Here is a 13448-nt window from a genome sequence, read left to right as displayed (position 1 = left end):
TCGTGCGATCCGGGCAAAACGGGTGACGGATGATCAACTTTCTCGTCCTGAGGGCGCAACCGAGTGTGACAAACCGCTCGGTAGGTGGAACGATGGTCCCACCATCCCGTGCGGATCAGGGACGAGATGGTCATCCGGCAGGGCTCTCGAGCATCACCGACTCGATCTGAGCCCCGCCGGGTGTCCTGATCCGTTCTCAGGCCCGCAGTGCCGGCGCGATCTCCTCGGCGACGATGCGCAGGATCCGCTCGTGGGCGGCCACGTCGCCGTTCGCGGGCAGGGTGATCACGAGCTCGTCCGTGGCGGTGACGGCGGGGTCGGCGAGCAGGGCGTCGACGATGGCGGCCGGCTCGCCGGACAGCACCTTGCTGAACCGGAACGGCGGACCGGAGAGCGGTCGGCCCTCGTCGTCCATTCCCGAGGCGTACCCGGTCAGGAACTCGTCGTGGACCGCGCGGTCGTGGTCGTCGAGCAACGGCACGACGATGCGGCCCACCGCGACCTTCGACGTGCGGCCGGTCCCGCCGTGCAGCTCGGTGAACCGCTCGCGGTAGGCGGCGATCTGGTCGGCCTGCGCCTGGGCGAAGGGTGCACCGGTGTCCTCGGTGTTGAGGGTCGAGCAGTGCAGGAGCAGCCCCTTCTCGGCCGTGCGCACCGCGGTGCCCATGCTGCCGCCGCCCCACCACACGCGGTCGCGCAGGCCGGGGCTGAGCGGCTGCAGGGTCAGGTCCGCACCGGCCGGGATGCTCTCGTAGCCAGAGCCGGCGCTGCCGAGTGCGTCGCCGTCGAGCACCTCGAGCAGTCGGGCGGCCCGGGCCTCGGCCTCGTCGCGGAACGAGCGGTCCACGGAGCCGAACACCGGGTCGAGGATCGGCCCGTACCCGGCGATGCCCGTGCTGATGCCGAGCTGCACGCGCCCACCGCTCAGCAGGTCGACCGTGCTGGCGTCCTCGGCGAGGCGCACCGGGTCCTCGTAGCGCATGCCGAGCACCGCGGTGCCGAAGGCGATGGTGCTGGTCCGTTGGGCCGCGGCGGCGAAGAACGTCATCGGGCTCGTCAGGAAGGGCTCGAAGTGCCGACCGCGGACCCAGCCCGTGCCGTAGCCGAGGGTCTCGGCCGTCTCGAACAGCCGCAGACCATCCTGCAGGGCGCTCGCCGCACCCGCAGTGCCGCCGTGGTTCGGGACGAAGGTGAGGAAGCCGAGTTGGCGCATGACGCGAGTCTATGCGCGCGTATGGAGCCGGGCCTCCCGGTCGTCCGTACCGACCACCTCGTCACCGCAGCCTGGGAGGATGGGGCCATGACCGACGTCACCACCGTGCCCCCGCTCGTCGCCGCGATCCCGGCGGCGGTGGACGGCGTCGTCGACGCCGACGAGGTCTACGAGGCCTTCGCGGCCTGGGCCGAGGAAGGCGGCCGGCCGCTGTACCCGGCACAGGACGAAGCGGTCATCGAGCTCGTCTCCGGCGCGAACGTCGTGCTGAGCACCCCGACCGGCACCGGCAAGTCGCTCGTCGCGGCCGGCGCGCACTTCGCCGCGCTCGCCGAGGACAAGCGGAGCTACTACACCGCACCGATCAAGGCGCTCGTCTCCGAGAAGTTCTTCCAGCTCGTCGAGCTGTTCGGCGCGCAGAACGTCGGCATGGTCACCGGCGACTCCAGCGTGAACGGCGACGCCCCCATCGTCTGCTGCACCGCCGAGATCCTGGCGAACCTCGCCCTGCGCGAAGGACCCGACGCCGACGTCGACGTCGTGGTGATGGACGAGTTCCACTTCTACGGCGACCCCGACCGCGGCTGGGCCTGGCAGGTGCCGCTGCTCGTGCTCGAACGTGCGCAGTTCCTGCTGATGTCGGCCACCCTCGGGGACGTCACCACCATCGCCGACGACCTGTCCCGACGCACCGGCCGACCCACCGCCCGCGTGACCGGGGTCAGCCGACCGGTGCCGCTCGAGTACGAGTACGTGATGACGCCCGTGCAGGAGACCGTCGAACGGCTGCTGGAGGAGGGCAAGGCACCGATCTACATCGTGCACTTCGCCCAGGCCGCGGCGCTCGAACGGGCGCAGTCGCTGATGTCGGCGAAGGTCGCTGATCGTGCGCGTCGAGACCGGATCGCGGAAGCGATCGCGGGCTTCCGTTTCAGCGCCGGCTTCGGACAGACCCTGTCCCGCCTGATCCGCGCCGGCATCGGCGTGCACCACGCCGGCATGCTGCCCAAGTACCGACGGCTCGTCGAGCAGCTCGCACAGCGCGGACTACTGCCCGTCATCTGCGGCACCGACACCCTCGGCGTCGGCATCAACGTACCGATCCGCTCCGTGCTGTTCACCGGGCTGACGAAGTTCGACGGCACCAAGATGCGGCAGCTGTCCGCACGCGAGTTCCACCAGATCGCCGGCCGCGCCGGACGCGCCGGGTACGACACCGAGGGTGACGTCGTCGCCGAGGCCCCCGAGCACGACATCGAGAACGCCCGCGCGGTCGCCAAGGCCGGCGACGACCAGAAGAAGAAGAGCAAGATCAAGCGGAAGAAGGCACCGGAGGGGTTCGTGTCCTGGGGGCAGGCCTCGTTCGACCGGCTCATCGGTGCCGAACCGGAACCCATGGTGTCTCGGATGCGCATCACGCACGCGATGGTGCTGTCCGTGGTGGCCCGGGGCGGTTCGGCGTTCGACGAGGTGCGCTCGCTGGTGTTCGACAACCACGAACCGCGCGCCCGCCAGCTCGCGATGGCCCGGCGTGCGCTCGTCATCGCCCGGACCCTCATCAACGCGCAGGTCATCGAGCGGGTGCCGGGGCCTCCGGTCTCCTACCGGCTCACCGTCGACCTGCAGTCGAACTTCGCCCTCAACCAGCCCCTGTCCCCGTTCGCGCTCGCCGCGTTCGAGCTGCTCGATCCTGCTTCTCCGACCTACGCGCTGGACATGGTCTCGATCGTCGAGGCGACACTGGACGACCCGCGGGCGATCCTGTCGCAGCAGCAGTTCAAGGAGCGCGGCGAAGAGGTCGCCCGCATGAAGCGCGAGGGCATCGAGTACGAGGAGCGGATGGAGCTGCTCGAGGAGGTCACCTGGCCTCGCCCGCTGTCCGAGCTGTTGGAGGCGGCGTACGAGACGTACGCGGCGGAACAGCCCTGGGTCCTCGACTTCCAGCTCTCGCCCAAGGCCGTCGTCCGTGACATGTACGAGCGCGCGATGACCTTCGGCGACTTCGTGCGGTTCTACCAGCTCACCCGGTCCGAGGGGCTCGTGCTCCGGTACCTGTCCGACGCGTACCGGACCATGCGGCAGACCATCACCGAGGAACAGCGGAACCAGGAGCTCGACGACCTGATCGAGTGGCTCGGCGAGGTCGTGCGCCAGACCGACTCCTCGCTCGTCGACGAGTGGGAGGCGCTGCTCAACGGCGACGTGCTGCTCGCCCTCGCCGAAGAGCAGGAGATCGCACCGCCGCAGCCGGCACGGCTCACCGGCAACGTGCGGGCCTTCACCGTGCTCGTGCGGAACGCACTGTTCCAGCGGGTGCTGCTCGCCGCGCGCGACGACGTCGACGGACTCGGGGCGCTCGACGCCGCGGCCGGGTTCGACGGCGACGCGTGGGACGCGGTGCTCGAGGAGTACTACGAGGAGCACGACACCATCGGCACCAATGCCGAGGCGCGGTCGATGTCCTACCTGGTGCTCGACCAGACGGGGGCGACGGGTGTGGGGGCGGGTGCTGGGGCGACGGGTGCGGGTGCGGCGGGCGTGGCGCGCGTGTGGCGCGCTCGGCAGATCTTCGCGGACCCGTCAGGCGACAAGGACTTCGGGTTCTCGGCGACGATCAACCTCGACGCCTCGGACGAAGCCGGTGAGGCCGTGGTCCGGGTCACCGAGATCGGTCGGTTCGACGGGTGGGCCGACGTGGACGTCGACTGATGCCGGCCGGTGCCGGTTCGTTCGTCGTGCGAGCGCTCGGTGCGGACGACGTCGATGCGCTGCAGGTGCTGCTCGAGACCGTGCCGGACTACGCCGAGCGGATCACCGGGTACCCGCCGGGGCCGTCCGACGGGCTGAGCGCACTCGTGTCGGTGCCGGACGGCTTCGACCCGGCGGGCAAGTACGGGATCGGGCTGTGGGACGGCGAATCGCTCGTGGCATTCGCGGACGTGCTGCTCGGGTACCCGGCACCGACCACGGCGTACGTCGGACTGCTCGTCGTCCGCGGCGATCGGCAGGGTTCCGGCCTCGGACGGGTCCTGCACGAGGCCGTCGTGTCCCTGGCGGCCGACGCCCGCGCCGACCGACTACGACTGGGGATCGTGGCGACGAACGCGGTCGGTGCCGAGCCGTTCTGGCGGGCGCTCGGGTACGCGCCGACAGGGGAGCGGAAGCCGTACCGGTACGACGGGCTCGAGAGCACGGTGGCGTTGTGGGAGCGGGCGGTCTGATCCTCGTGGGTCAGGGGTGGACCAGGCGCTTCGCCACCAGGCTCCGGGCCGCCGCCACGATCGCCTCGTGCGGATCACGAGGGGTCCAGCCGAGCACGGTGCGCGCTCGCTCGTTCGAGGTGCGCTTGGCGTAGCCGAGGTCGGGCACCATCGCACGGAACTGCGGCTGGGTCTCGGCTGCGGTCCGTACGACGTCGTCGGGCAGCGTCTGCGTCGGGACTGCCCGGGCGTCGTCACCGAGGTGGTCGCGCAGGGTGGCGGCGATCTCGGCCATCTCGAGCGCCGGGCCGTTCGACAAGAGGAACCGTTTGCCCGCTGCATCCGGGGCGGTCGTCGCGGTGACGTGCGCCGCGGCGACGTCACGCACGTCGACGATGGGGATGAACAGTCGCGGTGTCGCGGGCATCGCGCCGGAGAGCATGGCCTGCAGGATGTGGTTCGCACCGGACACCGCGTGCCCCATCGCCGGACCCATCACCGCGACCGGCATCGTCGTGACGAGCTCCGGCGCACCGGGCTCGGACGCGACGAAGTCCCACGCGGCCCGTTCGGCGAGGGTCTTGCTCTTCCCGTAGGCGTCGACTCCGGGCCCGTCGAGCACCGTCCAGTCGGCCTCGGTGAACACGTGGTCGGAGTGCGGGTGGCCCCAGCTGACCGCGTGGAAGGCCGAGGTCAGCACGACCCGATCGACTCCGGCCGTGTGTGCGGCGCGCAGCACCCGCAGCGTCCCCTCCACCGCCGGACGGATCACGGTGTCCTCGTCCTCGACGTGGCCGGGCATCACCGGCGAGGCGACGTGGTGCACGACGTCGATGTCCGCGACCGCCTGGGCCCATCCGTCATCGGACGTCAGGTCGGCGGCGACGAACTCCAGCCGGTCGTCGGCGGTCAGGCCGGCCTCGGCGAGGACCGCACGGACCTCGGGTGCACGGTCGAGGGACCGGATCGTGGTGCGGACGCGGTGCCCGGCGTCGAGCAGCTGCAGGATCAGGTGGCCGGCGATGAAGCCGGAGCCGCCGGTGACCAGGACGTGTTCGGTGTTCTCCATGCGTCCAGCATCGTCTCGGGGTCGGATGCGGACCAGTGCCTCGGTGTTCCTGGGTCTCCGAGACCCAGGCCGACCGAGCTCGTCGGTCAGAAGAGCGTGGCCGGCGGGGTCGCCTCGGGCAGTGCGGACGGCTCGGTGACCTCGACGCCGGGCCAGCCCGGACCGTGCGGCACGTCGGTGTGGTTCTGGTACGCGGTGGCGGCACCACGGGCGCGGACGTCGGCGGCCTCGTTCATCTCGTGGCCGACGTGCCCGCGGACCCACTCGAACGTGACCTTGCGGCCCTGCAGCTCGGCGTCGAGCTCCTTGATGATCTCGACGTTCATGACCGGCTTGCCGTCGGCCTTGCGCCAGTTCTTCCGCTTCCACCCGGCGAGCCACTCGGTGCAGGCCTTGATGGCGTACTGGCTGTCGCACAGGATGTGCAGCGGCTCGCCGGAGTCCTTCGTCGCGCGGAGCAACTGCAGGACGGCCGTGAGCTCGCCGATGTTGTTCGTTGCCCGGGGCCAGCCACCGGCGGCCCAGCGGTCGTCGTCGACGTACCAGGCCCAGCCGGCGGGGCCGGGGTTGCCGAGGGCTGAGCCGTCTGCTGCGGCGACGATCGTCACGAGGGGACCTCCTGGTCGGGGCTGGTGCCCGTCGAGCGTAACGGACGGTCGCGTGCCGTCCGCGCCGAGGTCATCGGCGCGCAGGGTCGAGGTTCAGCGTGCTGCCCCCGAGCAACCAGTCGTCGGCTCGGGTCTCCATGTACGGGTTGAGCCACTGCACCTCGGCCGGTGTGATGCCGAACCGCTGCGCGACCGTGGTCAGCTCGTCGCCGTGCGCCACCAGGTAGTCGGCCGGTCGTCCGTCGGCGTCCGTGACGATGCCGTACGCCCCCGGTCGGTCCTTGCCCACGGTGATGCGCAAGTCCGGGTAGGGGTTCGGGATCTTCCAGTCCAGAGCACCGACGGCCAGCACCGATCCGACCCACGGGCGTTTCGACGGGTCTTCGTCCGGCACTGAGGCGGGGACGAGGACGACGCTGCGCAAGTAGTCCGGTCGTGCACCGGCGTCGTTCATGACCACGGTCTTCGGCGGCCCGGAGGCGGCGGTCCACTCGGTCGTGTCCCGCGCCGAGGCGTCACCGCCGTCGAGCGGGCTGGCGGTCCGGTGCCGGAACTGCAGGCTCATCTGCTGCGGGTTGGTCGTGCGGTAGCCGGACAGCTGCGCGGTGAACGTACCCTCGTCGTTCGCCACGATGCGCACGTGGATGCTCGTGTCACCGCTCGGGGACGTGACGTCGGTCTCCGCCGCGACCGTGCCCGTGGGCAGGACCTGCTCGACCTCGTCCGGTTCCCCGTCGACTTGCTCGGTCGTGAGCGTCGGATCGGGGATCGGCTCCGCCGTCCGCTCGGTGGCCTGTCGGGTCGGCTTCGGCAGGGTGTCGTCCCCGCCGAACGCCGTGCAGCCCGTCAGCAGCAGCCCCACCATCGCCGTACCGATGACCGCGCTCGCCGCGGTCCGCATCCGTGTCATCGTTCCCCCACGGCAGGGAGCGTACCGCCGGGGTCCGGCCCGATCGACCGCCGTGACCGAACTGGTACTCGGGGCACACGGACTACCGTCCGGGTCATGAGCGACAGCATCCCGGAGACGCCGGATCCCGACTCGACCGACACTGCGTACAGCCCGTCGAGCGAGCGGGAGACCGAGGCGTCGCAGACCGACCAGCGCAGCGACGCCGAACTCGAGGCGGACGGCATCGACACGTCCAAGATCACCGCCGCACCGGGAACGGGAGGCGCGGACGACGCCGGCGACGTGGAACCCGCACCGGGCGATCTGCACCTGCCGTGGCAGTCGGAAGAAGACCGCCGGGGCTAGCGGGACACCCGGTCGAGTTCGCGGACGAGTTCCTCGCCGTCGCGGACGTCCCAGAAGGCGAACACCTGCGGTCCGAACAGCCCGTCGAGTCCGGTGTTCGCGTAGATCTTGGCGGTCGCTCCGCCGGCGAAGAACGCCGACACTCCGCTCGGATCGCCGGTGTTCCACTCCACCGAACAGTGTCGTCGCCCCCCGGTCCAGGTGATGGTGCGATCGGTGCGTCCCACCGGAACCTCGCGTGTGGTGTTCGGCGTGATGATCAGTGCGCGGCGGTCGGTGACGGCGTACACGGTCGTGCGTTTGCGGTGGGCCTTCACGAAGAAACGCCCGAACACGAGATGCAGGCCGACCAGCGACAAGACGATCGGGATGATCGCGCCCACGCCGAGGTACCCGTTCCGCACGACGTCGGCCACTGCGAACAGGATGAAGCCGGACCAGAACAGGGAGAACGGGATGAGGAAGCCGTCCCGCCCCGTGAAGAGCTTCGCCGGGTCGCTCGTGCCGGCCCAGTACAGGTGCTCGTCGGGCCCGAGGTGCTCACGTGCGGTCTGCTGAGGATCGTTCACCCCGAAGAACCTACGCCGTCACGCGAGCACCACGTCACGACGGCGCTACCGTCACGACACCGAGTCGGGGTGCGAGCCCGTCCGCTGCCCGGACTCGAGCGTGGCGATCGCCGCGAGCTCGTCGTCGCTGAGCACGAAGCCGTCGACGTCGAGGTTCGACCGGATCCGCGACGGCGTCACCGACTTCGGCAGCACCACGACCCCCTGCTGCACGTTCCACCGGACGAGGACCTGCGCGACGCTCACCCCGTGTGCGTCAGCGATGCCGGTGAGGATCGGTTCGTCGACCAGCCGACCGCGACCGAGCGGCGACCAGGCTCCGGTGACGATGTCGTGCTGCTGGTGGAACTCCATGAGCTCGCGCTGCGGGAGCCACGGGTGCCGCTCGACCTGGTTGAGCACCGGCGCCTCACCGGTTTCGTCGACGAGCCGCTGCAGGTGCGGCACCTGGAAGTTCGAGACCCCGATGCTCCGTGCCCGGCCGGAGTCGCGCAGTTCGACGAGCGCGCGCCAGGTGTCGACGTAGCGGTCGTTCGCCGCGGCCGGCCAGTGGATCAGGTAGAGGTCGACCGCGTCGAGCCCCAGCCGCTCGAGGCTGCCGTCGAAGGCACGCAGGGTCGCGTCGCGCCCCTGGTGGTCGTTCCACACCTTGGTCGTCACGAAGACGTCGTCACGGTCGAGCCCGGAGGCCCGGATCGCCTTGCCGACGCCGGTCTCGTTGCCGTACATCTCGGCCGTGTCGACGTGCCGGTAGCCGGCGTCGAACGCGAGACCGACCGCCGTCTCGGCCTCGGTGTCGTCGACCTTGTAGACGCCGAACCCGATCGCGGGGATCGCGGCGCCGTCACGCAGGGGAAGTGAACTGACCATGCATCCATCCTGCCGGTGCGTGGCGGGCGCGCGCCGGGCCTCCCGGCCATCTGTGGAGAACGCGAGCCGTCTGCCGGACGCTCGTTCCTTCCCACATCGGCCGCGATGGCAAATGCAATCGGGCATACCTGGTCAGAACTTTCGACCAGGTACGCCCGTTTCGGCCAGGTACGCCGCCGAAAGCCCGCGCCCGCCCCCCGCTCAGGTCGGCAGGACCACCGGCTCGGTGTCGGGGATGGGGCTGGCGTCACGGCCGCGCAGGTCGGGCAGCCAGCGCTTCGCCCCGAGCGCGACGACGACGCCCACCCCGGCCATGACCGCACCGACCGTGAAGCCGCCCACCGGGCCACTGCTGTCGATCAGGAAGCCGGCGACCGCGGACCCACCGGCGGCGCCGATGAGCTGACCGGTGCCCATCCAGCCGTAGGCCTCGGCGGTGTCGGAGAACTTGACGGTGGCGGAGACCGAGCCGAACATCACCGCGAGTGCCGGTGCGATGCCGATGCCGGCGATCACGAGGGCGATGCAGAGCCACCAGAAGTTCGTGCCGCCCAGGGCGAGCGCGAGACCGACGAAGACGATCGCCATGCGCGTCCACAGGGTGTTGGGGGAGATCGGACGGTGGCCGAAGGCCAGGCCGCCGAACAGGGACCCGACCGCGAAGACGGCCAGGACGATGCCGGCGTTCGGGCTGCCCTCGCCGAAGACGCTGGTGACGCTGGCCTCGACCGCCGCGCACGCGCCGATGAGCAGCAGACCGGTCAGGGTGGCGACGACGACCGACGGGCGCTTCAGCACCACGCCGAACGCGCGCTTCGAGCGGGGGATGCGGACGCGGCCGAGCTCGGGGGAGGCGATGAACCAGATGCCGCCGACCACCAGGAAGACCATGGCGACGACGATCGCCTCGACCGTGCCGACCTGGGTCGCGACGAAGGTGGTGATGACCGGTCCGGCGACCCAGATGAGTTCCTGGGCGCTGGCGTCGAGCGAGAACAAGGGGGTGAGCTGCGACGAGGTCACCATCTTGGGGTAGATGGTGCGCACCGCCGGCTGCACGGGAGGGACCGCGAGACCGCCGAGGAACCCGACCACCACGTAGCCCCAGAGCGGCATGAGCACGAAGCCGATGACGCCCATGCTCACGAGCGCGACGATGCTCGTCAGGATGAGGACGGGGCGCATGCCCCAGCTGCCCATCCAACGGCTGGTGAGCGGGCCCGCCAGCGCCTGCCCGACACTCGTCGTCGCGAGCACCAGACCGGCGGCGCCGTAGGAGTGGAAGACGTGCTCGACGTGCAGCAGGTAGGCCAGCGAGAGCATCCCGAACGGGAAGCGCGCGGTGAGCTGTGCAGCGATGACACGACCCACGCCGGGGGTCTTCAGGAGGGGGCCGTACGTGCTCACGAGACGAGTGTACGGACCGGACGGATCGGGGTGTCACCCGTCCGGGGGAGGTGTGGAGGAGGTCCTCGTCGACACCGTTCTCAGACACGCCGACGGGAGGTGTCGAGAACTTCCGTCCACAGCTTGTGGAGAGTGTCGGTGGTGGGTGCGAGAGTGGCGGAAAACCGGGCCTCCGGGAATCCACAGTCTGTGGATCGGGTTGTGGAAACTACAGGCGTGTAACACTTTCTCTTGTGGTCGACGGGTCCGCCGGGCACAACATGTAGTAGCGTCGTCCTCAGCACCGCACACGAACTTCGGACCTGGAATCAGGCCCAGAAACCAGGGGAGAACATGGCCGTCACCGTCTACACCAAGCCGTCCTGCGTCCAGTGCACAGCGACGTACCGGGCCCTCGACAACAAGGGCATCGAGTACGAAGTGCACGACGTCTCCACCGACGAGGCAGCCCTCGAGCATGTCAAGAGCCTGGGCTACTTGCAGGCCCCCGTCGTCGTCACGGACGACGACCACTGGTCGGGCTTCCGCCCCGACAAGATCGCGACGCTCAGCGCCGAACTGGCGTAGTCGCCTCCCGTCCTGTGGACGGTCACCCCGGACCCGCTCAGGAGGCCCGGATCGCCGCCCACAGGACACCCCCGGTCCGTCTGTCCGCACCTTCCACCGAGGAGCGCGCCATGAGCCGATTGGTCTACTTCTCGAGCGTGTCCGGGTACACCGCGCGCTTCGTCGAGAAGCTCGGCCGCGACGCGGACCGGATCCCGCTCTACCCGAGCGAACCCTTCCTCCACGTGGACGAGCCCTACGTCCTGTTCCTGCCCACCTACGGTGGCGGCAACGGCGAGGGTGCGGTTCCCAAGCAGGTCATCAAGTTCCTCAACGACGCGCACAACCGCTCGCTCATCCGCGGTGTGGTCGTCGGCGGCAACACGAACTTCGGCGAGGCCTACGGCCTGGCAGGGGACGTCATCGCGCGGAAGTGCAACGTCCCCCTTCTCTACAGATTCGAACTCTTCGGGACCCCTGACGACGTGTCGGCGGTCAACTCAGGATTGGATGCATTTTGGACGCAGCAGTTGCAGACGTCGATCTGACGTCGCCGCAGACGGGGATGGACTACCACTCCCTCAACGCGATGCTCAACCTCTACGACGCGGACGGGAACATCCAGTTCGACAAGGATCGTGAGGCCGCCAAGCAGTTCTTCCTGCAGCACGTCAACCAGAACACCGTCTTCTTCCACAACCTGAAGGAGCGGCTCGACTACCTGGTCGAGAACGAGTACTACGAAAAAGCGACGATCGACATGTACTCGCTGGACTTCATCCAGCGACTCAACGACCTGGCGTACTCGAAGAAGTTCCGGTTCCAGACGTTCCTCGGCGCGTTCAAGTACTACACGAGCTACACGCTCAAGACGTTCGACGGCAAGCGCTACCTCGAGCGCTTCGAGGACCGCGTCGTCATGACCGCCCTCGGCCTGGCGCAGGGCAACGAGCAGCTCGCGATCGACCTCGTCGAGGAGATCGTCGCCGGCCGCTTCCAGCCCGCCACCCCGACGTTCCTCAACACGGCGAAGGCCCAGCGCGGCGAACTCGTCTCCTGCTTCCTGCTGCGCATCGAAGACAACATGGAGTCGATCTCGCGCGGGATCAACTCGTCGCTGCAGCTCTCGAAGCGCGGCGGCGGCGTGGCCCTGCTGCTCTCCAACATCCGTGAGGCCGGCGCCCCGATCAAGCAGATCGAGAACCAGTCCTCGGGCATCATCCCCGTGATGAAGCTGCTGGAAGACTCCTTCTCCTACGCGAACCAGCTCGGTGCGCGTCAGGGTGCCGGCGCGGTCTACCTCAGCGCCCACCACCCGGACATCATGAAGTTCCTCGACACCAAGCGCGAGAACGCCGACGAGAAGATCCGCATCAAGACGCTGTCCCTCGGCGTCGTCGTGCCGGACATCACGTTCGAGCTCGCGAAGAACAACGAGGACATGTACCTGTTCTCGCCGTACGACGTCGAGAAGGTCTACGGCGTCCCCTTCGGTGACGTCCCGATCTCCGAGAACTACCGCGCGATGGTCGACGACTCGCGCATCAAGAAGACGAAGATCAAGGCGCGTGACTTCTTCACGACCATCGCCGAGATCCAGTTCGAGTCTGGCTACCCGTACATCGTGTTCGAGGACACGGTGAACAAGGCCAACCCGATCAAGGGTCGGATCAACATGTCCAACCTGTGCTCCGAGATCCTGCAGGTCAACACCCCGACGACCTTCAACGAGGACCTGTCCTACAAGGAGATCGGCAAGGACATCTCCTGCAACCTCGGGTCGCTGAACATCGCGCTGACGATGGACTCGCCGGACTTCGGCAAGACCATCGAGACCGCGATCCGTGGCCTGACGTCCGTGTCGCAGATGTCGCACATCGCCTCGGTGCGTTCCGTCGAGGACGGCAACGACAAGTCGCACGCCATCGGCCTCGGCCAGATGAACCTGCACGGCTACCTTGCTCGTGAGCGCGTCTACTACGGCTCCGAAGAGGGCATCGACTTCACGAACATCTACTTCTACACGGTGCTGTTCCACGCCCTGCGTGCGTCGAACAAGATCTCGATCGAGACCGGCGAGACCTTCGACGGCTTCCGTGACTCGAAGTACGCGTCGGGTGAGTTCTTCGACAAGTACACCGACCAGGCGTGGACCCCCGCGACCGCTCGCGTTGCCTCGCTGTTCGACAACGCGAACATCACGATCCCGACGCAGGACGACTGGAAGGCGCTGAAGGCGTCCGTCCAGGAGCACGGCATCTACAACCAGAACCTGCAGGCCGTCCCGCCGACCGGTTCGATCTCGTACATCAACCACTCGACGTCGTCGATCCACCCGATCGCGTCGAAGATCGAGATCCGCAAGGAAGGCAAGCTCGGCCGCGTCTACTACCCGGCGCCGTTCATGACGAACGACAACCTGGACTACTACCAGGACGCGTACGAGATCGGTGCCGAGAAGATCATCGACACGTACGCCGCGGCGACGCAGCACGTGGACCAGGGCCTGTCCCTGACGCTGTTCTTCAAGGACACCGCCACCACGCGTGACATCAACAAGGCCCAGATCTACGCATGGCGCAAGGGCATCAAGACGATCTACTACATCCGTCTGCGCCAGCTCGCCCTCGAGGGCACCGAGGTCGAGGGCTGCGTCAGCTGCATGCTGTAGAGCTGCTGCTCTCTTCCTGGAGGCGCGGGGCGGGCCC

13 protein-coding genes are annotated in these 13448 nt (G+C 68.7%); 6 read left to right on the top strand and 7 right to left on the bottom strand.

Annotated elements, in window-relative coordinates:
* Positions 1-196: 196 nt before the first annotated feature.
* A complete protein-coding gene (locus EDF47_RS18480) occupies positions 197-1213 on the bottom strand; it encodes an LLM class flavin-dependent oxidoreductase (protein ID WP_133939078.1) in 1017 nt (338 codons plus the stop codon).
* An 87-nt stretch (positions 1214-1300) separates the two neighbouring features.
* Here EDF47_RS18480 and EDF47_RS18475 point away from each other — a divergent pair, with 87 nt between their 5' ends.
* Entirely contained in the window at positions 1301-3922 is a 2622-nt protein-coding gene (locus EDF47_RS18475) for a DEAD/DEAH box helicase (RefSeq protein ID WP_208321009.1), read from the top strand.
* The gene (locus tag EDF47_RS18470; protein ID WP_133939076.1) at positions 3922-4434 is read left to right on the top strand and encodes a GNAT family N-acetyltransferase; all 513 of its coding nucleotides are present in this window, start codon (positions 3922-3924) and stop codon (positions 4432-4434) included. The genes EDF47_RS18475 and EDF47_RS18470 overlap by 1 nt, the downstream gene beginning before the upstream one ends.
* A 10-nt stretch (positions 4435-4444) precedes the next feature.
* Here the strand turns inward: EDF47_RS18470 and EDF47_RS18465 are convergent, their stop codons facing one another.
* The 3 genes from EDF47_RS18465 to EDF47_RS18455 all read right to left on the bottom strand — a co-directional run bounded on the left by EDF47_RS18465 (position 4445) and on the right by EDF47_RS18455 (position 6991).
* The gene (locus EDF47_RS18465) at positions 4445-5482 is read right to left on the bottom strand and encodes an NAD-dependent epimerase/dehydratase family protein (protein WP_133939074.1); all 1038 of its coding nucleotides are present in this window, start codon (positions 5480-5482) and stop codon (positions 4445-4447) included.
* Positions 5483-5568: 86 nt separating this feature from the next.
* Positions 5569-6090 carry a ribonuclease H gene (locus EDF47_RS18460; protein WP_123294960.1) on the bottom strand — a complete coding sequence of 174 codons (522 nt, stop codon included), beginning with the start codon at positions 6088-6090 and terminating at the stop codon, positions 5569-5571.
* 70 nt (positions 6091-6160) lie between these two features.
* Positions 6161-6991, bottom strand: a complete 831-nt coding sequence (locus EDF47_RS18455; RefSeq protein WP_133939072.1) for a hypothetical protein — start codon at positions 6989-6991, stop codon at positions 6161-6163.
* Positions 6992-7096: 105 nt separating this feature from the next.
* Between EDF47_RS18455 and EDF47_RS18450 the strand changes: the two genes are divergently transcribed.
* On the top strand, positions 7097-7348 hold the full coding sequence (locus EDF47_RS18450; RefSeq protein ID WP_123294958.1) for a hypothetical protein: 252 nt from the start codon (positions 7097-7099) through the stop codon (positions 7346-7348).
* Here EDF47_RS18450 and EDF47_RS18445 read toward each other — a convergent pair.
* The 3 genes from EDF47_RS18445 to EDF47_RS18435 form a co-directional block, all read right to left on the bottom strand.
* Complete coding sequence (locus tag EDF47_RS18445) at positions 7345-7917, bottom strand: hypothetical protein (protein WP_133939070.1); 573 nt, start codon at positions 7915-7917, stop codon at positions 7345-7347. The two genes, EDF47_RS18450 and EDF47_RS18445, sit on opposite strands and share 4 nt — an antisense overlap.
* A 51-nt stretch (positions 7918-7968) precedes the next feature.
* Positions 7969-8787, bottom strand: a complete 819-nt coding sequence (locus EDF47_RS18440; protein ID WP_133939068.1) for an aldo/keto reductase — start codon at positions 8785-8787, stop codon at positions 7969-7971.
* A 201-nt stretch (positions 8788-8988) separates the two neighbouring features.
* Positions 8989-10194 (bottom strand): MFS transporter, encoded by a 1206-nt coding sequence (locus tag EDF47_RS18435; RefSeq protein WP_123673613.1) that lies wholly within the window; start codon positions 10192-10194, stop codon positions 8989-8991.
* Between the two features lie 333 nt (positions 10195-10527).
* On the opposite strand from EDF47_RS18435, the gene nrdH reads away from it, so the two are divergent.
* The 3 genes from nrdH (at position 10528) to nrdE (ending at position 13411) form a co-directional block, all read left to right on the top strand.
* Entirely contained in the window at positions 10528-10761 is a 234-nt protein-coding gene (nrdH, locus tag EDF47_RS18430) for a glutaredoxin-like protein NrdH (RefSeq protein WP_056119985.1), read from the top strand.
* A 110-nt stretch (positions 10762-10871) separates the two neighbouring features.
* Complete coding sequence (nrdI, locus tag EDF47_RS18425; protein ID WP_071291227.1) at positions 10872-11288, top strand: class Ib ribonucleoside-diphosphate reductase assembly flavoprotein NrdI; 417 nt, start codon at positions 10872-10874, stop codon at positions 11286-11288.
* A gap of 17 nt (positions 11289-11305) precedes the next feature.
* Positions 11306-13411 carry a class 1b ribonucleoside-diphosphate reductase subunit alpha gene (gene nrdE / locus EDF47_RS18420; protein WP_133939066.1) on the top strand — a complete coding sequence of 702 codons (2106 nt, stop codon included), beginning with the start codon at positions 11306-11308 and terminating at the stop codon, positions 13409-13411.
* Positions 13412-13448 lie beyond the last annotated feature (37 nt).

This window comes from Curtobacterium sp. PhB190 (assembly GCF_004365385.1).
Classification (GTDB): domain Bacteria; phylum Actinomycetota; class Actinomycetes; order Actinomycetales; family Microbacteriaceae; genus Curtobacterium.
The sequence above is the reverse complement of the archived record's forward strand: the minus strand, read 5'-3'. Positions and strand labels throughout refer to the sequence as shown.

Coding starts and splice junctions, on each gene's coding strand:
- EDF47_RS18450 (WP_123294958.1), top strand. CDS start 7,097: ATGAGCGACAGCATCCCGGAGACGCCGGATCCCGACTCGACCGACACT.
- EDF47_RS18465 (WP_133939074.1), bottom strand. CDS start 5,482: ATGGAGAACACCGAACACGTCCTGGTCACCGGCGGCTCCGGCTTCATC.
- nrdI (WP_071291227.1), top strand. CDS start 10,872: ATGAGCCGATTGGTCTACTTCTCGAGCGTGTCCGGGTACACCGCGCGC.
- nrdE (WP_133939066.1), top strand. CDS start 11,306: ATGGACTACCACTCCCTCAACGCGATGCTCAACCTCTACGACGCGGAC.
- EDF47_RS18475 (WP_208321009.1), top strand. CDS start 1,301: ATGACCGACGTCACCACCGTGCCCCCGCTCGTCGCCGCGATCCCGGCG.
- EDF47_RS18480 (WP_133939078.1), bottom strand. CDS start 1,213: ATGCGCCAACTCGGCTTCCTCACCTTCGTCCCGAACCACGGCGGCACT.
- nrdH (WP_056119985.1), top strand. CDS start 10,528: ATGGCCGTCACCGTCTACACCAAGCCGTCCTGCGTCCAGTGCACAGCG.
- EDF47_RS18455 (WP_133939072.1), bottom strand. CDS start 6,991: ATGCGGACCGCGGCGAGCGCGGTCATCGGTACGGCGATGGTGGGGCTG.
- EDF47_RS18440 (WP_133939068.1), bottom strand. CDS start 8,787: ATGGTCAGTTCACTTCCCCTGCGTGACGGCGCCGCGATCCCCGCGATC.
- EDF47_RS18470 (WP_133939076.1), top strand. CDS start 3,922: ATGCCGGCCGGTGCCGGTTCGTTCGTCGTGCGAGCGCTCGGTGCGGAC.